Here is an 18827-nt window from a genome sequence, read left to right as displayed (position 1 = left end):
AACGGTGAGAAGGGTTGTATCATTCAAAAGTGATACAGACTCGAGAGGGTTCGCTTTTACGCTTGTTGAACTTATGATCGTTATAACGGTTATTGCCCTTCTTGCACTGATTCCTCTGAGTCGAGGAATTTCTTCTTTTCAACCTCCTCTCGCTGCCCAAAAATTGGTTTCGGATATTCAATATGTTCAAGCGCTAGCGATGTCCACGTCCACCCGCTGCGGTGTCGATTTTAATGTAGGGACGAATGCGTATACTTTGTTTTCAGGAACTCCTTCAACTCCTCTCACCGATCCAGTAAATCAAGGGACCTACACGGTCCAGTATGGGACCGGAGTCTATTCTGAAGTGTCTCTATCAAGTGCCAGTATTGGAAGCACCTCCACCCTCTATTTTGATTCTCGAGGTAAACCCTATAATGGGAGTGGGACTGCTTTAACATCTGACGGTTTGATTGTTCTTAATGGAGCGATTAATGTGACGGTGACAAGAGAGACGGGGTATACGGCATCGAGTTGAATTAGAGAAAGTGGATCTTTAGGTGAAGTTGTAATAAATTTAAAATCCAAAAATCAAAATGCAAAATGACAGATTAAAATCCAAAATGTGTCTTATGTCTAGTCTTGTGAAAAATTTTGATTTTTGATTTGTCATTTTGATTTTTGATGTTTAATTTTTGGATTTTCATAATGGAGTTTATGAAAAAACAGAATGGATTAACCCTCATCGAAATCGTCGTTGCTATTGGCATTCTGGCACTCGCCATGCCAGGGGTGATGTATTATTTTTTGAATTGGAAGAGCAGCCTGAGTGAAGTTAGGCTCCGGAGTTTGGCAACTCAGTTGGCTCAGGATTTAATGGAAGAAATTGCTTCTAAAAAATGGGATGAAAATAGATCGCAAGGGCCGACGACTTCTCCATCTACCATTGGGCCGGATACTGGAGAGTCTCGATATACTGCGGGTCTTAGCACTTCTTACGATGATGTAGATGATTATAATGGCTTATCAGAAAGTCCTCCTCAGAATGCCCAAGGAGTCAGCTTAACAACCTTTAGCGGATTTGCTCGTTCTGTTCAAGTTATCTATGTTAATTCGACTGATTTAGATACATCCGTCACGGGCCCTACCAACAATAAACGTATTCAGGTGACGGTGACTTGGAATGGGGGAAGCGATTCCGTTCAGTTAGTGAATGTATTTTCAAATAGATAAATTTGATGCACTCTATGATGAATCATAAAAAATTTATAAATCTTAAAAGTTTAGGAGTTAGCTCACGACTCACAACTCACGACTCACGACGTTTTGGCTTCACTCTCATTGAAATCATTGTGGTCATCGTTCTGGTGGTGATTCTTGTTGGATTTGTATCCATTCCCATGGGGATGGTCACTCGGGCTTATGTGACTGCTCAGAATCTATTAAAAGTTCATGAATTAGGGAGAGTTGGGATTTGGAGAATGGAACGAGAATTCAGAGAATTACACAAGGGAAATATTACTGAGGCCGATATTTCTACCCTTACTTTTACGGATGCTTATCAAGAGTCTATCACTTATGCCTTATCCAGTGGTCAATTGCTAAGAAACGGGGTTCTTCTTGTTGATCATGTGACAGCGTTTACATTGACCTACACCAGTCGAACGAATACCGTTTTGGCAACGCCTGTGACGGTATTAAATTTAATAAATATTTACTGCATCAGTATTGATCTTACAGTGACCCTGAATGAAGAGTCTTACACGTTTAGAGATCAAATTTTTCCAAGGGACCTGTTTTTTTAAATCAAAAATCAAAATCCAAAAATCAAAATGACAAACTAAAATTCAAAATTTATCTGTGTCTTTGTCTTGAAAGATATTTTAATCTTTGATCTGTCATTTTGATTTTTGATGTTTGATTTTTGGATTTCTGATATCCAGTTTATCGCTATGGAAAAAGTTATAAACTATGAATAATGTTCAGATTTTTGACGAAATAGAAAGGCGAGAAAAAGGTCTGACCCTCATTGCCGTCGTTCTTATCCTTCTTCTGGCTGCAATTTTTGGGACGGTTTTAATTTCTCAGATAGGTTCTGGGGTTTATTCAACACTGAATGAACAGGTGGGTGCTCAGGCGGCTTACCTTGCAGAAGGAGGGCAGCAATTATCCATGAGATACTTGATCGACAACCCAAATTTTGGAGAGAGTGGTACTTCTCCCAGCAGCGGTTCTTTTTCTGATACGACTTTTGGAATGGGAAGTTTCACCGTATCTTCTTTCTATCCTTTAACTTCTATTTCGAATGCAAGTTCAAGTTTTATGACTGCAAGTTCTACTTCTGTGACCGTGAATAGTACATCTCTTTTTCCTTCTTCAGGAAGGATACAAATTGATTTAGAAAGCATGACCTATACAGGAGAAACGGCCACTAGTTTTACGGGACTGGGTCGAGGATCTGATGGGACGACTGCGACGGCTCATTATCAGCGTTCAGTTGTTTATCCGGCAACGGTTTTATCTTCATCTGTGGGTTTATCAGATACAACCATTCCAGTAACAACGACATCGGGTTTTTTAGAGGCAGGAACGCTTCGACTTCAACAAGAGTTGATGGAATATTCAGGAAAGACATCAACAAGTTTTACGGGGGTATCCAGAGGAACTCATGGAACAACACCGGTTCCTTATGGGGCAGGTGTTCTGATTTCACATGGGGTTTTACAATGCGAATTGACAACGATAGGTACAGTGGGGACTGTAGGCAGCATCGGATATGGGGCGAGGAGTTTTCGCCAAGTGGTGGCTCCGATTCTTTCTTCAAATCTTCCAGGCCTTATCACAACGGCGGCAGGAACAGGGACAGGCGGATTTTCAGGGGATGGGGGGCAAGCAACCTCTGCTCGCGTCAGTAATCCGGAAGGGGTGGTTGTCGATCGCCAGGGTCTATTTCTTTATATTGCGGATACGGGCAATAACCGGATTCGGCGTGTTGATTTGATTTCGGGAATTATTACGACGGTTGCAGGAACAGGGACGGCTGGAAATACAGGGGATGGAGGGCTGGCAACCTCGGCTCGATTGAGGGCTCCTCAAGATGTAGCCATTGATGCAGCGGGAAGCATTCTTTATATTGCGGATACTGGGAATAATCGAGTTCGCCAAGTGAATTTATCGACGGGGATTATTAGCAATTTTGCGGGGAGTAGTGCTGGAACTTCTGGAAATACGGGGGATGGAGGATCTGCAACGCTTGCTCTTTTAAATAGTCCCAGTGGTGTTGCGATTGATTCTACAGGGATTGTTTACATTGTAGATACCGTTAATAACCGGATTCGTCGAGTGAATTCAGGAACCTTAGAGCCTGTTGCCGGAAGTTCTGCAGGAACAGCCGGCAATATTCCTTTGGGGGCAGGATCTTCAACGAGATCAGCGGCTCGCTTTAGACGTCCGGAGGGGGTTGCGATTGGACTCAATGACAACCTCATTTATATTGCCGATACCCAAACAGGGACTCCAGGATCAGATCCTAGTAAGGTTCGTGTGATTGATTTTTCAGGGGATAGTGTAACGACGGTTGCGGGTATTAATTCAAGTGGTTTTAGTGGAGATGGGGGCGCTGCTACGACTGCACAATTAACCAATCCCCAGGCAGTTGAAGTCGATTTTCAAGGGAATGTTTATATTGCCGATACGGGAAATAATCGGATTCGAAAAATTATTCCTGGCTCTTTAGGAGTTGTCAATGGTGGAGCGGGAGAAAATATTTATACGATTGCTGGAACTGGGGCTACGGCGTACAACGGGGATAATATTGATCCAAAAACAGCTACGCTTAATTCTCCTCGTGGAATTGCCTTGGATTTTCATTTTGGGATTGGAAGTATTTTAGGGCCGCCCATTCTTCCATTTGATTATACCCAGGATTATTTTATTGGAGATAGAACTCACGATCGTGTTCGTAAAGTGACTCATGTGGATAATTTAGAAGAAGTTGATTGGCGAGAATTGTTTCAGTAACCCCTACCTCTGGCCATATTTCTTGATAAAAAGCTCATTTTTGGCAAAATAAATCTTGGATTTTGAACAAAAATTTGACAAAATACCGATTTTACGTGTCTTTATCTACGGGAGTTCATTTTAGAGAAGGTTTATATATGCTTAAAATTGTACGTAATTTTAAGATAATTTTCAAGGTCTATAAGCCATTATTTGATGTAAATTATTTAAATACAATTAGATACAGAAAAAACACCATTCAACGACTTTTTTTGGGATTTCTCATTTTTACTCATATCGTTTGGACGAATTTTGAGGCTATGGGAACTCTTCAACCGGTTTCTCTCTCTCATTCTTCCCCTCAATCACTTGTTCAAACTGGATCAGATACAGCAAAAGTTAGCAATCCACCGAGTTCTTGGCAAGGACACGAGATTAAAAAATCTAGCTTACCTCCAAGTGTTTTAACCTTAGGTGGAAGAGTTAATTTTTTGGATGGAGATGATTCGTTGAATGATCCAGATGCCTTCTTAGACGTTTTTAGTCCTGTGATTGGATCAGATCACGCGTTCTTGTTTCTTAATCCAAAAATTTCTTTGAGTAAGCACTCTGAGAATGAGCAAAATGTTGGAATGGGAGTGAGAACAATGGTTGGGGAAAGTATCATTTTGGGCTCAAATTTATTTTATGATACACGAGAAAGTCGCCATAATAATCGGTTTGATCAGTTGGGGTTTGGTGTTGAAATTTTAACGGAGTGGGTCGATGCCAGGGCTAATTATTACCTCCCCCTTGATGGTGAAGAATTAATTGCAAGAAAGGAGACTTATGAATCTGAGACAACGATGAAAACAGTCTGGGGGAGTGCTTACTTTTCAGGTCATCAAGAACTTCAGAATGGAACAGAGACGACGACCACCACCACCACCTCACATTTATTTGAACAATTTGAAAGAGCGATGGATGGGTATGATTTAGAGCTTGGAGTCAAACTTCCTTTACCGGACAACTTTCCTGAGACAAGAATATTTGGGGGCTATTATCACTTTAATTCAAGTTACGGCAAGGATATTGCGGGACCTAAAGCTCGTTTTGAAGTGAGGGCTTCGGAGGGGCTGATTTTTGACGCGGAATATTATGAAGACGCAAGTTTACATGGGAGCAATTACTATTTTGGTGTGAGGGTTCGTCTTCCATTTGACATGTGGAATCTGGGGCAGGGACGCAATCCATTTGAGGGAGCTCGTGAAATGTTTAGGAGAAAGAAAACGCCTCTCAAGAACCGAATGACAGATATGGTTATTCGTGATTTAAATGTGATTTTAGAGGAGTCTTCTTTTAGAGAAGATTTAACAAAATTTAAGGTCGAAAAGAAGGTTAAGAAAAAAGGGCTTAAGAAAGTACTTCAAGATGATATTACTTTTGTAGGAGGAGGCAGTAGCGGTTCGAGCGCAGGAGGAAGTAGTACCGGCGGAGGAACGGGAACCACCGATACGGGAGGAGGTCATGGTGACGGGGGGGGAGGTCACGGAGACGATGGGAGTGGAGGAGGAGGGACAACGCCTCCGGGCACAACGGTGTGGCCGCCTGGGGATCCCTGTGCGGGTGGAGGGTGTGGAGAGATCACAGGAGATGATGATGGGGTCGATGATAAGGCCTGTGAAGGAGATAGTTGTGTGGATGGAAAGAACACAAGTGGAACAGAGGATGGGACGTACGAACATCCTTATAATAGTATTCAAGAGGGGGTTAATGCAGCGTATGGGGAAGGATATGTTTATGTGAAGGATGCAAACACCTATTATGAGAATGTGATTATGAGAGGGGGAGTGAATCTCATTGGGGCTGGGTGTATTGAATGTGATGGCACAGGAGGTGGATTCGTGGGAGAAAGACCCACCATCGATGGCCAAAGTCATGGACCGACTGTAACGATGGCCGACAACAGCAGAATATCAGGTTTTAACATTATCAATACTGACACGGGAGGTGCTCCGATCTATCGCACCGTTGGAGGTGAAACCTATGACATTCGCCGGGTCGGTGTCTATAGCGAGAATAAAACGAATGTGACCATTGATTGTAATAATCTCATTGAAGGAAATAGCAAGGGTATTCTACTTGTTGCAGACAGCAGCGTGAAAGATTTTGTTTCGAATATCACTGGGAATACGATTCGAAATAACAATGAAGAAGGAATTAGAATATCTCTAGAAGGAATGGGAACCGAAGGAACATTCACGAGCAGTATTCAAGGAAATGCTGTTTCTGGAAATGGTTCGGACGGTGTGAGAGTCAATATTTCCAAATACGGAGTAGGGACACTCAACGCCAGTTATAATCAACAATATACCTATTTGTATGATGACGATGGAAATTATACGGGATATACCGTTACAGGTATTGAACACAACGGAAAGAATGGGATCAATGTTGACATGTCGGATATTGATAATATTTTCTTGACCTTGTACGACACAGAAATCAAAAACAACGCAGAAGATGGTGCAAAGATTACGCTTCATTCTTCAACCTATATCAATGCATCTGGCGGAATCGTTGGAAACAGTAACGGAAAAAACGGAGCAGAAATTACACTCACCTCACTCGGGAATATTGATGCTGATATTACGGGAGGAGGAAACGACAATGCGGAAAATGGAGGGTTGATCACGATCAGTTCTCCTGGGAATGTGAATGCTAAAATCGGAGGTGGGGGCGACAGAAATGGGAAATCAGGAATCGTCGCTAGAATAGGAAGTGATGAGCAACCTGTGAATGATCTATTGTTGAGGTTTTCAAATGCGAACGGGAGTGACAATAAGGGGGGTCCTGGTATTGATCTGGTAGTAAGAGCTAACACCATTCATGGGGAGGACATTTCTCCCTATTATGGTGCAGCGTATATTGGCTCAAGTCAGGCAGACAATAATCCTACAATGGGGATGAATATAGATTTAAAAGCGAATGATATTGCGGTTGTGTTCACAAACAATGAAGCCAGTGGAAATGCAGGTGATGGCGTTCTTTTCAATGCAAATGCCACAAATAATCTTCAGGCGCTCATAGGAGATGATTATACTTATAATGGGAATACAGCCAACAATAATGCGTTGAACGGGCTAAACATCAAACTTCATTCGGAAGGAACGGTTACTTATGGATATACGGCTTCAGGCGTGGAGTATAATACAGCCGATGGGAACCAACTGAATGGAATTAATCTCGATGTGACTTCAAAAGGTTTATTATCCTTTGGTGTTTTAGCCAATGAGGCAAGCAACAATGGAAAGGATGGCATTTATGCCAATTTTCAATCAGAGGCTCCTTCCGATCCCACAAAAATACCTACGGAGGATGTTTCATTAGGAGTCACCGGATTTTACAATCATACAGATGGCAATGGGTTAAATGGATTGAATATGAGTGTCTCATCTCCTGGAAATGTAGTGCTCTACACTGGATCAAATGCGGATGGCAATGGAGCGGATGGGGTTCATGTTGACATTCTTGAGGCAAACAATCTGTTTATGAATGTTAGCAATAGCACCACCAGTCACAATGGAGGTTCAGGGATTAAAATCGTGAGTCCAGATGACAATCCTGATGACGATATTTACCCTATTAAGGGAGATGTGGGATCTTCCAGTTCTTCCACGGGTGCCTTTGATAACACTTCGTTTGAGAATGGCCAGAATGGAATAGACATTGATTTAAGAACAGAAGGAAGTTTTGGAAGTTTTTGGCTTTATGCGAACAATGTTTACGATAATCCTGGGGACGGAATGAAAATCAATTTGGTTGGAAATACGGGTATCAATGCCGTTCTTTATCAAAATACCGCAAATGATAATCAAGGGGATGGAATTGATTTTAACCTTCAGGCTAAATCGGGCAATAGTTTTGTTAAGACTGAGTACAATATTTTTACCAACAATGGTGAGAATGGGTTTTACATGAAAGGTTCTTCAAATGGTTATTTTTATGTGAATGATTCTGGCAATACGGCTCAAAACAATTTAGGGGCTGGAATGAAGTATGATTTCTCTCCAGATGATCAGTATAATTTGAATGCTTCTATCTATGGAAATACCCTTAAAGACAATGGAGGAAATGGTTTGGACGTAAATCTGAAAACGTCGCTTCCGAACAAAGGAGCCGTTTATATCAATATTGGTTTATCCTCTGGAGGAAATACCATCTCGGGAAATCTAAATGGGGTATATCTCAATCTTTATAATGCTTTGGGCTATGCCGCTGGAAGCAGCTCCTCTGTTAATTTTATCGGAAATAATACATCAAGTAATCGAGAGAATGGAATTTTTATTGATTTCGATGATTTTGAATATTCAACCATCAATCTTATAGGAAACACGGTGGATAGTAATGGGGCAGAGGGTGCCAAGCTTAATCTGACAAGCGGAAGTGGGGTAAATGCCCTAAGCTTTTATCATACTTTCACAGATAATGTGATGACCCATAATCTTGGGAATGGGATCACGATTAACGAAAGTGCCAACAGCCATTTTATTGTGTTCTCTAGTAAAGATGGAAATAAACAATACAGTGGAAGGGATGGCAATTTGATTTCTGATAATGGGGGAGATGGAGTAAAGATGAATATAGCGCTTACTCCTCGTGGTGGGTCCTCTGCATCTGAGATTGGCATCCTTGCAGCGGATACTGTTATTGCGAATAATGGAGCGAATGGCATGACCTTTAATTTAACAGGTATGACCCCTACATCGACCGTGCTCAACTTTGGAGATCCTACCTATAACGCCTCCTACAATGGATACAATTCTATTTATGAAAATGTAGGGTATGATTTTCTTAATAATAGTTCTTACCTCATTAAAGCAGAGAACAATTGGTGGGGAGAAAATCCTCCAGACACAACAGATTTCTCAAATCCTGTCAGTGGTGGAAGCATTGACTACGATCCCTATCTTTCCAGTGATCCCAATCCATAATTTTTTTGTCTCTTAAAATTTCTTAAAAATTACTTGTCTATTTCTTTACTTGCCAACGGCCGTTTTCGAATGCTTTAATTTGTAATACTAAACGAGGTGTATTATGTCCAATGACAAAGTTTATAAAGTTTTGATTTTGGGTTCAGGTCCGGCAGGTTTAACAGCGGCCATTTATGCAGGCCGTGCAAATCTTTTTCCTGTGGTGGTTGAGGGAACCCAGCCCGGAGGACAGTTAACCATTACAACGGATGTAGAAAATTATCCTGGATTTCCGGATGGGATTATGGGACCTGAGCTCATGGTCCTTTTTCGAAAGCAGGCCGAACGCTTTGGAACAAAATATATTTCAGGTGATATTGCTTCGATTGATTTAAAACAATCTCCTTTTACAGTCCATTTAGAAAATGATGAAATAAAAACTCAAACATTGATTATTTCGACAGGAGCTTCTGCGAAGCTTCTCGAAATTCCTTCCGAAAAGAAGCTCATGGGACATGGAGTTTCTGCGTGTGCAACGTGTGACGGTTATTTTTTTAGAGGCAAGGAAGTGGCTGTCATTGGAGGGGGGGATACGGCCATGGAAGAGGCCAATTTCCTTGCAAGATTTTGCTCTAAAGTCACGGTGATTCACCGTCGAGATCAGTTGAGGGCTTCTAAGATCATGCAAGAAAGGGCGTTAAAAAATCCAAAAATTGACTTTATTTGGAATGCTGTTATTGAGGAATTTTTGGGAGAGCCAACGACTGGACTCAAAGGAATTCGTTTAAAGGATATTAAAGGAAATAAAATTTTTGAGAAAAAATTCAACGGTGCCTTTGTGGCCATTGGTCATGAACCCAATACACGATGGTTTAAAGGGCAGCTTGATCTTGATGAAAAGGGATACATCAAGACACAAACGGGCTCTACAGCCACGAATGTTCCCGGAATTTTTGCTGCTGGGGACGTCCAAGATCATAAATACCGTCAAGCGGTCACTGCTGCAGGGACGGGATGCATGGCTGCAATGGACGCGGAGAGGTATTTGGAGGCGCTAGCTGGAGTTTAGGATAAGAAGATATCGAGAAATTTGCATCCGCGAGAGGGGAGTCCGACGAAGTGGAACGAAGGCGGACTGGGGAGAACAGGTGGTCTCCCCAAATGAGTTTTTGATTCCTTTAAGGGAAGGATAGTACGTGAAAGGAAACCGAAGGTTGTCTTTCACGGGAGGACCCCAAAGCTTTGTTTGGGGTCCGACGGATGCATGGCTGCAATGGACGCGGAGAGGTATTTGGAGGCGCTAGCTGGAGTTTAGGATAAGAAGATATCGAGAAATTTGCATTCGCGAGAGGGGAGTCCGACGAAGTGGAACGAAGGCGGACTGGGGAGAACTTTCATCGCAGATGATGATCTCGAAGAATCATTGGAATTGATATTGTGATTCAATTGTGCTACATTCATTTTATTTAAATTGGAGTTATTTGATGAATAAAACTGCTACCATTCATGCAAGGATAGAACCTCATCTTAAAAATGAGGCTGAAGGACTGTTACACCGACTGGGACTCACTGTGTCTCAAGCTATCACGCTATTTTATAAGCAACTTACTCTTAGAAAAGGTCTTCCATTCGATGTCGTTGTTCCAAATCGAAAAACCCTTAAAACCTTTCTAAACACAGATCAAGGAAAGGATCTCGTCATTTGTCGCGATGCACAGGATATGTTTAAGAGTTTGGGTATTTGATGCTGGTACCTGTTTATACGCGACAATTTGAAAGGGATATTAAAAAACTTGAAAAAAGAAGAAAAGATATCAACCAACTAAGAGAAGTTTTGCAGAAGCTAATTTTAAAGGAATCGCTAGATTCAAAATACCGAGATCACAAATTGCGGGGTTCTTTTACAGGTAGAAGGGATTGCCATATCGAACCTGATTGGTTGTTGATATATAAACTGACAGAAGGACAAGTTATTTTTGAAAGAACAGGGACTCATTCAGATCTTTTTAGGTAAAGGTAAAAAATTAATGGAGAGTGTCGTTCACAGTCAACAGTCAATAGTCGACAGATTTAAAGGGGGCATTTATTTCTATAGACTGTGGACCGTTGACTGTGGACTCGTTTTCATAGTTGTATTTGTCATTCCAACAGTGATTTAAACTCGACTTCCTCTTGTTTCGTAACTAATTTGATAAATCGTTGAGTGAGCTCGTCTTCTAAAAAGAGTATTTCTTGGGGTGACATATTTTCGCAAGGAATTTTCCCTCCTGCAATCATGCCGTGGCCGCCGGCTTTTCCTTTGGGATGGACCAGTCTTTGAACGAGTTTTCCAGCATTCGCTCTTTCTTGAGTTGTTCGGACCGAAAGAAGGAGTTTGTCCTCATATTCACCAATGGCCAGTGACCAACTGATGCGTTCGAGTTGCAAAAGAAGGTCTGCAATGTACGGGACATGATCAGGATTTTGGACAATCCCAAGTCTCGACACGATAGAATTACGATAGGTCAATGCGTTTCTTAAGGCTAAGGATAAATTTGAAAAATAATCTCGAGAGAGCTTAGGATGTTCAATGCGGGATAGAATTCTTTTTTGTGTATAATTAAAAAGAGTCAGATAGGCCTCTCGATCGACCGCTTCACTTTCTCGACCCAGATGTTGGGTTTCAGAAGAAAGGCCATAGTAGAGAGCTGTTGCCAATGAGGTTGGAATTTCAAGGCCACTTTCTAAAAGGTATTCAGTTAAAATAGTAGCCGTCGCTCCATAATTTTCTCGAATATCTAAGAAATTAGCTTTCGTTGTTTTTCTGATCGGATGATGATCAATGACAATCAACGGCTTGATCGAGTGAGGAAGGGAATTATTTCCTGTTCGAGGTTGAGTGTCGACCAGGGCAAAATGTTTGTATTTTTCAATCTCAATCCCTGCAATGGGATGGGCCGGAATCTTGAGAAGTTGGACCATTGTTTTATTTTCTGCACGTCCGACAATGCCTCCATAAATGATTTTGGATCTTATTTTAAATTTTTTTGCTAGAATGTAACGCAGTGTAGCAGCGCTGGATAAGGAGTCAGGGTCTGGATTATCATGGGTCATGATAAATAGCCCATGGCATCCTTTTAATGCTGTTTCAAGTTCAAGAAGCTTTTCTTGGGTATCCATATCCTATGATTAAAGAGTCTTTTCAAGATTTAGGCAAGAAAAAGGTTTTACTGGAAGTCTGTGCGGGACTCATTAAAAAAGATGGGAAATATTTAATTACTCAGCGACTTTCCGGGACTCATTTAGAACTTTTTTGGGAATTTCCAGGAGGGAAAAGGGAAAAAGGAGAATCTTTAGAAAGTTGTCTTGTTCGAGAGATTAGGGAGGAATTGAATTTAGAGGTTGAAGTGCTTTCTATGGCGGGGAAAATTTCTCATATCTATCCTGAACGCAGAATCGTCCTCTATTTTTATCATTGCGCTATCAAAGAAGGAATTCCTAAAACGAGAGAGTGTCATGATTTCAAATGGGTCACTGCTGATGAAATGAAATATGAGGATTTTCCTCCAGCGGATGTAGAGATGATTCGAAAATTGAAAAAGAGAGAATGCTGAAATTAAAATAGAAAGGAATTTATGGATCCACAAGTGAGAAAGAAGGCATTGCGAATGATTTCTTATGGAGTTTACATTTTGACATCAAAGGCTGAAAATGAAGTAGCAGGATGTACGGTGACTTGGGTTTCTCAAGCCTCGATGAATCCACCGATGATTATGGTCGGACTTGAAAAGGAGAGCCATACCTATCAAGTGGTTCAGAAAAGTGGGAAGTTTGTGGTCCATTTTTTGGGTCAGGGACAGAAGGAAATTGCCCAGAAATTTTTTAAGCCAGGAGTGTTTGAGGATGGAAAAATTCATGGTTTTGCTTGTAGGACTGGAGTGACAGGGGTTCCTATTCTGGTGGATGTGCCAGCCTATATCGAATGTCGTGCCTTAGAAACAGTGGGGCAAGGAGATCATCATGTGGTCGTAGCTGAAGTCATTGGAGCAGGGGTTCAGCATAATTTACCCCCCTTGTCCTTGCGCGAGACGGGATGGAGTTATGGGGGGTGATAAAAAATTTGAAATTTGAAATTTGAAAATAAACTCTTTCATTTTACATTTTAATTTTTAAATTTTACGTTTTTTAAGTCCCAATCTTTGGACATAGCTTCTCAAGAACACATTCTCCGCAAAGAGGTTTTCGGGCTTGGCACGTCGTCCTTCCATGAAGAATGAGGAGGTGGCTAAAGATAATCCAGTCCTTTCTTGGGACGAGGTTCATTAAATCAGCATGAGGAATTTTCTTTTTTAATCGCTGAATCATTTCTAAAGTTTTATTTTTGGATGACTGAGGTATCGAATTCATAATGGCTGATTCTCTTCGAGTCAGAATGAAATTTCAATTTAAAAAAGGGTTTTTGAGTTATTCATGTGGACCCAGCATGTTGAAATAATTGATTTTTTTCTTGATTTAGAAGAGGTTTTCAAATACCCTTCTCGCAGTTTTTTAAGAATAAATTGATCGTTATAGATTGGGCAAGCGAGCTATAAAGGAGCCTATTCAATGTTAGAACGAGAAATTACAATTGGGATCGGGGGTGCTGCGGGAGATGGAATTGCGTCAACAGGGGATACCCTTTCTAAGACTTGCTCCAGATCCGGTTTAGATGTCTACGTTTATAATAGTTATCAATCGGTGATTCGAGGAGGGCATGTCTGGCTTAGGCTTCGGACTTCTGAAGGGAAGGTGAGTAATCAGGGAGACCATTTGGATGTCGCAATTGCGCTTAATCAAGATACGGTTGATCAGCATGCATTAGAAGTAGAAGCGGGTGGTGGAATTATTTTTAACTCGGATCGTATTAAAGTTGACGAATCCCATCTTAAAAAAGGTGTTAAGGCTTTCCCTATTCCAGTGCTTGAACTCTTAAAAGACTTTCCAGATAAAAATCCTATTTATCAAAATATTATTGATCTTGGAGCTCTTCTGGCCCTGACCAGTCTTGATTTTAAGGTAACGGCAGATTTATTGAAGGAAACCTTTGAAAAAAAGGGTGAGAAGGTTATCGAAATCAATATTCATATGTTGAAGTTGGGCTATGAATACGCCCAAAAGAATTTTCAGCCTCTTCGTAGGTCTCTGAAGGGAGACAAAAGAAAAAGGATGGTTATTACTGGCAATGAACTCATCGCGATGGGGGCGATTGCTTCGGGGTGTAAATTTTATAGTGCTTATCCGATGACCCCAGCTTCTTCCATTCTTCATTATATGGTCGCTCGGGGTACAAAATATGGTGTAGTGGTGAAGCAGGCGGAGGATGAGATTGCCGTCATTAACATGGCGATTGGGGCAGGCCATGCAGGTGTCAGGTCCATGTGTGGAACCTCCGGAGGTGGATTTGCCCTCATGACAGAGGCGGTGGGCGAGGCTGGAATGACTGAAACGCCTGTTGTGATTGTTGAAGTCATGCGTGGCGGCCCTTCTACAGGGCTTCCCACTAAAACAGAACAAGGCGATCTAAATCAGGTTTTTGGCGCCTCTCAAGGAGATTTTCCTCGGATTATTATTGCTCCAACCAATCTTGTAGATTGTTATTATGTGGCTGCAGAAGCCCATAATCTTGCAGAGATTTATCAGTGTCCGGTTTTAATCGTTTCTGATCTTATACTCTCGGAGCATCATGAAACGGTTTATTTAGATGATATTAAATTTGATCTTCCGATTGATCGAGGTCAGTTGATTCAAAAGTGGAATGGAGAAGGCAAATATAAGCGATATGAGTTTACTCAATCAGGAATTTCTCCTCGATCACTTCCAGGAACGGAAGGAACTATTTATGTTGCTGCGACGGATGAACATGATGAAGAGGGTGTTTTAATTAGTGATGTTTTTACCAATCCAGTCATTCGAAAGCAAATGATGGAAAAACGGATGAGAAAGCTTGATGACATTTGGGAGCGGTGGCCGCTTCCAAAAATTGTTGGACCTGAAGATGCTGAAATTACGCTGATTGGCTGGGGTTCAACAGAGGGTGTCATTCAAGAGGCGATTAGTTTGCTCGCAAAAGAGGGAATTCGAGCCAATCAATTGCAATTCAAATATCTTCATCCATTTTCGGAGGAAGCCGTTTCAAAGATTCTTGAAAAATTAAAAACAACTTATATTGTGGAAGTCAATTATTCCGGTCAATTTGCCCGATATTTAAGGGCCGAGACAGGTTTTAAGGCGAATGGCCTTATTTTAAAATATGATGGTGAGCCTTTTGAACCCCTATACATTGTTCGTGAAGTAAAGGAGAGATCTTATGCCAGAAGTCGTTGAGCTTCCTGTATCCCTTTATAAAAGTGAAACAAAACCAGATTGGTGCCCAGGTTGCGGTGACTATGGCGTTCTGAATTGTCTCCAAAAAGCGGTTTCAAAGTTGTGTATCCAGCCGAAAGATCTTTTAGTGGTTTCAGGGATTGGCTGCTCTTCCAATTTACCGGGTTTTATTCATACGTATGGTTTTCATAGCCTCCATGGAAGATCGGTCCCTGTAGCGACAGGAGCGAAGCTTGCGAATCCAGATCTCAATGTTGTGATTACGGGCGGCGATGGGGATGCCTATGGCATTGGTCTTGGCCATTTCCTTCATATCGCGAGACGCAATATTAATCTTACTTATATTGTGATGGATAATCAGATTTATGGACTTACAACGGGTCAAGCCTCTCCCACCTCAAGAAAAGGTCATAAGACAAAATCCACGCCTGCCGGAAATATTGAGACCCCTCTGAATCCCTTGGTGTTAGCCATGGTTTGTGGTGCAACATTTGTGGCTCGGGGTTTTTCTGGAGATGCGAATCACTTGTCCGATATTATGGCTCAAGCGATTAAGCATAAGGGTTTTTCGATTATTGATGTTTTTAGTCCTTGTGTGACCTACAACAAAGTTAATACCTATCCTTGGTTTAGAGAAAATATTTATAAACTTGAAGATCAGGGTCACGATCGAAGTGATTACGATGCTGCTCTCAAAAGGGCCCATGAGTGGGATACTAAGAAAATCCCTATTGGAGTTTTTTATCAGACCATTGCTCCTACCTATGAAGAGGAAGACGTCACTTTAAAGCACGGTAATCCTACAAAGCAAAAACTGGGTTTGACTCCTGAACAAGCTCAAGGGATGCTAAAAGAGTTTATTTAATTAAGCGCTTAGGGGATAGCGTTCAGCGGTCAGAAAAAATCAAATCTTTTTATTGTTTGCTGCTATCATTCTAGATTCATATAAACTTTAACTTTCTCTGCCATCTTGAAAAAAAATCTTGAGGACTATTCTTCCTTTTTTTCTAATCTTCGACCTGAAGAGGTTCATCGTCTGGCCCAAGTCGCTCAAGAAAAAAATTACAGTAAGGGCGAACTTGTTTTTTCCCGTGGGGAGCCTGGAAATGCTGTTTGGATTCTGAAGGAAGGACGAGTTCATCTTCAGAATGTTTCCTACGATGGCAAAGTCATTACTTCCTGTATCATGATCGCGGGGGATATTTTTTGCTGTTTGCCTGCACTGGATGGTAAACCGTACACATCAGATGCGGTGGTGATAGAGCCTTCTATTGTGTTGCGTATCCCTTCAGATTTTTTTCGACAGTTGGCGCGGGAAAATCCCCGTTTTTCCAATAAGGTCATGTGCACTTTCTGTGACCGTCTAAGAGACATGGAAGGGAAGGGCTGCCAGGCTTTTGATCCTGCTGAACTGCGTATGGCCAGGCTCCTTCTTACTCTTGGAGAGAAATTCAAGGGAGAGATTCCGCTCACCCGTCAGGAAATGGCTGAAATTGCAGGTCTCACCGTTGAAACCGCTATTCGAATTTTAAGCCAGATGAAAAAAGAGGGCATCATTCGATCTGGCCGAAAGATGACAAAGGTGATAGCCCCCCAGAAGCTTAAAGAGAGGGTGATGGAATGATCTTTAGAAAATCCAAAATTCAAAATCCAAAAATCAAAATGACAATCTAAAACTCAAAATTTTTCCACGCAGTGATATTGGAAACATTTTAAATTTTGGTCTGTCATTTTGATATTTTATTTTTGGATTTTGGATTTCTATGATTTCGATCATACAATAAATTCTTAAGATTTGTTCCAATCTGTGTGGAGATGCTATGGAACAATTCTTGAGTCAAATTCGACCTTTTCAGGTGCTTTCAAAAAAAGAACTTTCACACGTTTCTCAGCAAACACGAGAAAGGGTTTTTGAAAAAGGAGAGATTGTTTTTAGAGAGGGGGAAAAATCCTCTTTTGTGTGGCTGGTGAAAACAGGCTGGGTTCATTTAGTTCGTCGCAGTTCTTTGGGTCATCCGGTCATCCTCTTTACCATGACCCCTCGTGAGATTTTGTGCGGTGTTTCAGCCTTTGACCAAGAACCTTACGCAGCCGATGCTATTGCCGCGACTCAATGTGTTTTGCTTCAGATTCCAACGCCTCTTTTCGTTCATCTCCTGAATCATCATTCGGATTTTTGTCGTGAAATCCTTTCGATCTGTTCCAAAAGAATTCGTTGTATGGCTCAAAAATTGGGAGGTGCGATGGACCCTGTTTCTCACCGAATGGCCAGACTCCTTCTTGCCTCTTTGGAAGATTTTGGTGATGAAATTCCCTTTACCCATCGCGAGATGGCTCAAATGATAGGGGCTAGAATAGAAACCTCTATTCGAACCTTTCGTCCTTTAAGGGAAAAGAGCTTAATCAATATCAAACGATCTTGCATTAAAGTGGTCCAGCCTTTTAGATTAATTTCAGAATTAAATCAGTGGTTGAAAGTGGACAAATAGCCTATGAGATATCTTTTTGGTCCTGTTTATTCTTCTCGTTTGGGATGGTCTTTGGGGGTGGATGTGATTCCTCATAAGATTTGTAATTTTGATTGCATTTATTGTGAATGTGGGAAGGGAACGCTTTTGGTCAATCGAAGGGGGCACTTTGTTCAGTTGGGAAGGTTGATAGAGGAATTTGAGAATTATTTAGAAGAGCAAGGAAAAAATTATTTTAATGGGGTGACGATCACAGGCTCAGGAGAGCCGACTTTAGAAATTCAATTGGGTCGGGTGATTGAAGAAATAAAGAAAAGAACTTCTAAACCAGTGGCTGTTTTAACCAATGGCTCATGGATGAGAAATGAGGATGTTCAGAAAGATTTAGCCTTGGCAGATATAGTGCTTCCTTCTCTAGACGCTGTGAGTCCGGAGGTTTTTAAGAAAGTAGATCAGCCTTGTTCCGGAATTGAAGTGGAGTCTATTATTTCTGGAATGATTGATTTTCGCCAGAAGTATCCAGAAGTTCAATTTTGGTTAGAAATTTTAATGGTCTCAGGCGTTAATGATTCTCCAGAGGAAATTCACTTGCTTAAGAAAGTGATTGATCGAATTAAGCCGCATCAAGTACATGTGGGGACTGTGACTCGTCCACCCGCGTATCCTGAAGCGAAACCTCTTTCTCAAGAGCGTTTGAGAGAGATTCAGCAATTCCTCTGGCCTGTGTCTCTATTTTCTGACGCTCCGGAAAGAAGCTCCCCAAGGTGTAAACAGGATAGGACAGGGCATGATGTAAATTTTCAAATGGTTCTGGAAACAGTGAAGAGAAGGCCCTGCTCATTGAATCAACTGGTATCCTTGACTCATGGAAGTGAAGATGACCTTTTGCAAGAGCTTAATCGGTGGTGTGAAGAAGGAAAATTGATCCGAAAAAAATACGAGGGACAAGAATTTTTTGCATGGCCTTTTAAAAATGGAGAAGCGAAGCAAAAATTGGCCTGAACATTTTTATGATTAAGATCATAGTAGAACATCCTTGTACTCTTTACAATGTCTATCAATTAGATACAATGGTTATGTGTTTTAT

At 41.4% G+C, this 18827-nt stretch carries 17 protein-coding genes; 15 read left to right on the top strand and 2 right to left on the bottom strand.

What is annotated here, in order from left to right; all coding sequences use genetic code 11:
- Positions 1-4 precede the first annotated feature (4 nt).
- The 8 genes from HYS07_09110 to HYS07_09075 all read left to right on the top strand — a co-directional run bounded on the left by HYS07_09110 (position 5) and on the right by HYS07_09075 (position 10944).
- Positions 5-517: a prepilin-type N-terminal cleavage/methylation domain-containing protein gene (locus HYS07_09110; protein MBI1871336.1), complete on the top strand. Its 513-nt coding sequence runs from the start codon at positions 5-7 to the stop codon at positions 515-517.
- 179 nt (positions 518-696) lie between these two features.
- Entirely contained in the window at positions 697-1212 is a 516-nt protein-coding gene (locus HYS07_09105) for a type II secretion system protein (GenBank protein ID MBI1871335.1), read from the top strand.
- Between the two features lie 14 nt (positions 1213-1226).
- Complete coding sequence (locus HYS07_09100; GenBank protein ID MBI1871334.1) at positions 1227-1784, top strand: prepilin-type N-terminal cleavage/methylation domain-containing protein; 558 nt, start codon at positions 1227-1229, stop codon at positions 1782-1784.
- Positions 1785-1950: 166 nt separating this feature from the next.
- Entirely contained in the window at positions 1951-3999 is a 2049-nt protein-coding gene (locus HYS07_09095; protein ID MBI1871333.1) for a hypothetical protein, read from the top strand.
- Between the two features lie 137 nt (positions 4000-4136).
- Entirely contained in the window at positions 4137-8951 is a 4815-nt protein-coding gene (locus HYS07_09090) for a hypothetical protein (protein MBI1871332.1), read from the top strand.
- Positions 8952-9054: 103 nt separating this feature from the next.
- The gene (trxB, locus tag HYS07_09085) at positions 9055-9999 is read left to right on the top strand and encodes a thioredoxin-disulfide reductase (protein ID MBI1871331.1); all 945 of its coding nucleotides are present in this window, start codon (positions 9055-9057) and stop codon (positions 9997-9999) included.
- A 415-nt stretch (positions 10000-10414) separates the two neighbouring features.
- Positions 10415-10675 carry a type II toxin-antitoxin system RelB/DinJ family antitoxin gene (locus HYS07_09080; protein ID MBI1871330.1) on the top strand — a complete coding sequence of 87 codons (261 nt, stop codon included), beginning with the start codon at positions 10415-10417 and terminating at the stop codon, positions 10673-10675.
- A complete protein-coding gene (locus tag HYS07_09075) occupies positions 10675-10944 on the top strand; it encodes a type II toxin-antitoxin system YafQ family toxin (GenBank protein ID MBI1871329.1) in 270 nt (89 codons plus the stop codon). The genes HYS07_09080 and HYS07_09075 overlap by 1 nt, the downstream gene beginning before the upstream one ends.
- Positions 10945-11069: 125 nt before the next feature.
- Here HYS07_09075 and HYS07_09070 read toward each other — a convergent pair whose 3' ends face one another.
- Entirely contained in the window at positions 11070-12089 is a 1020-nt protein-coding gene (locus HYS07_09070; GenBank protein ID MBI1871328.1) for a DHH family phosphoesterase, read from the bottom strand.
- Between the two features lie 5 nt (positions 12090-12094).
- Here HYS07_09070 and mutT point away from each other — a divergent pair, with 5 nt between their 5' ends.
- Positions 12095-12523 (top strand): 8-oxo-dGTP diphosphatase MutT, encoded by a 429-nt coding sequence (gene mutT, locus HYS07_09065; protein MBI1871327.1) that lies wholly within the window; start codon positions 12095-12097, stop codon positions 12521-12523.
- A gap of 21 nt (positions 12524-12544) precedes the next feature.
- Positions 12545-13021, top strand: coding sequence for a flavin reductase (locus HYS07_09060; protein MBI1871326.1), 477 nt, complete (start codon positions 12545-12547; stop codon positions 13019-13021).
- A 73-nt stretch (positions 13022-13094) separates the two neighbouring features.
- On the opposite strand, the gene HYS07_09055 is transcribed toward HYS07_09060, so the two are convergent.
- Positions 13095-13316: a hypothetical protein gene (locus HYS07_09055; GenBank protein MBI1871325.1), complete on the bottom strand. Its 222-nt coding sequence runs from the start codon at positions 13314-13316 to the stop codon at positions 13095-13097.
- Between the two features lie 198 nt (positions 13317-13514).
- Between HYS07_09055 and HYS07_09050 the strand changes: the two genes are divergently transcribed.
- The 5 genes from HYS07_09050 (at position 13515) to HYS07_09030 (ending at position 18742) form a co-directional block, all read left to right on the top strand.
- Positions 13515-15272 carry a 2-oxoacid:acceptor oxidoreductase subunit alpha gene (locus HYS07_09050; protein ID MBI1871324.1) on the top strand — a complete coding sequence of 586 codons (1758 nt, stop codon included), beginning with the start codon at positions 13515-13517 and terminating at the stop codon, positions 15270-15272.
- Positions 15256-16137 carry a 2-oxoacid:ferredoxin oxidoreductase subunit beta gene (locus tag HYS07_09045; GenBank protein ID MBI1871323.1) on the top strand — a complete coding sequence of 294 codons (882 nt, stop codon included), beginning with the start codon at positions 15256-15258 and terminating at the stop codon, positions 16135-16137. The genes HYS07_09050 and HYS07_09045 overlap by 17 nt, the downstream gene beginning before the upstream one ends.
- Before the next feature lie 105 nt (positions 16138-16242).
- The gene (locus HYS07_09040; GenBank protein MBI1871322.1) at positions 16243-16896 is read left to right on the top strand and encodes a Crp/Fnr family transcriptional regulator; all 654 of its coding nucleotides are present in this window, start codon (positions 16243-16245) and stop codon (positions 16894-16896) included.
- 196 nt (positions 16897-17092) lie between these two features.
- Complete coding sequence (locus HYS07_09035) at positions 17093-17761, top strand: Crp/Fnr family transcriptional regulator (GenBank protein MBI1871321.1); 669 nt, start codon at positions 17093-17095, stop codon at positions 17759-17761.
- A gap of 3 nt (positions 17762-17764) precedes the next feature.
- On the top strand, positions 17765-18742 hold the full coding sequence (locus HYS07_09030) for a radical SAM protein (GenBank protein MBI1871320.1): 978 nt from the start codon (positions 17765-17767) through the stop codon (positions 18740-18742).
- The last annotated feature ends 85 nt before the right edge of the window (positions 18743-18827 follow it).

It is taken from the genome of Chlamydiota bacterium (assembly GCA_016178055.1).
In the GTDB taxonomy this organism is placed as follows: Bacteria; Auribacterota; JACPWU01; order JACPWU01; family JACPWU01; genus JACOUC01.
This window is presented reverse-complemented; position numbering and strand designations above follow the sequence as displayed.

What these genes read in the sequence shown, in the direction of transcription:
- HYS07_09105 (MBI1871335.1), top strand. Translation starts at nt 697, where the DNA reads ATGAAAAAACAGAATGGATTAACCCTCATCGAAATCGTCGTTGCTATT.
- HYS07_09100 (MBI1871334.1), top strand. Translation starts at nt 1,227, where the DNA reads ATGATGAATCATAAAAAATTTATAAATCTTAAAAGTTTAGGAGTTAGC.
- HYS07_09095 (MBI1871333.1), top strand. Translation starts at nt 1,951, where the DNA reads ATGAATAATGTTCAGATTTTTGACGAAATAGAAAGGCGAGAAAAAGGT.
- HYS07_09090 (MBI1871332.1), top strand. Translation starts at nt 4,137, where the DNA reads ATGCTTAAAATTGTACGTAATTTTAAGATAATTTTCAAGGTCTATAAG.
- trxB (MBI1871331.1), top strand. Translation starts at nt 9,055, where the DNA reads ATGTCCAATGACAAAGTTTATAAAGTTTTGATTTTGGGTTCAGGTCCG.
- HYS07_09080 (MBI1871330.1), top strand. Translation starts at nt 10,415, where the DNA reads ATGAATAAAACTGCTACCATTCATGCAAGGATAGAACCTCATCTTAAA.
- HYS07_09075 (MBI1871329.1), top strand. Translation starts at nt 10,675, where the DNA reads ATGCTGGTACCTGTTTATACGCGACAATTTGAAAGGGATATTAAAAAA.
- HYS07_09070 (MBI1871328.1), bottom strand. Translation starts at nt 12,089, where the DNA reads ATGGATACCCAAGAAAAGCTTCTTGAACTTGAAACAGCATTAAAAGGA.
- mutT (MBI1871327.1), top strand. Translation starts at nt 12,095, where the DNA reads ATGATTAAAGAGTCTTTTCAAGATTTAGGCAAGAAAAAGGTTTTACTG.
- HYS07_09060 (MBI1871326.1), top strand. Translation starts at nt 12,545, where the DNA reads ATGGATCCACAAGTGAGAAAGAAGGCATTGCGAATGATTTCTTATGGA.
- HYS07_09055 (MBI1871325.1), bottom strand. Translation starts at nt 13,316, where the DNA reads ATGAATTCGATACCTCAGTCATCCAAAAATAAAACTTTAGAAATGATT.
- HYS07_09050 (MBI1871324.1), top strand. Translation starts at nt 13,515, where the DNA reads ATGTTAGAACGAGAAATTACAATTGGGATCGGGGGTGCTGCGGGAGAT.
- HYS07_09045 (MBI1871323.1), top strand. Translation starts at nt 15,256, where the DNA reads ATGCCAGAAGTCGTTGAGCTTCCTGTATCCCTTTATAAAAGTGAAACA.
- HYS07_09035 (MBI1871321.1), top strand. Translation starts at nt 17,093, where the DNA reads ATGGAACAATTCTTGAGTCAAATTCGACCTTTTCAGGTGCTTTCAAAA.
- HYS07_09030 (MBI1871320.1), top strand. Translation starts at nt 17,765, where the DNA reads ATGAGATATCTTTTTGGTCCTGTTTATTCTTCTCGTTTGGGATGGTCT.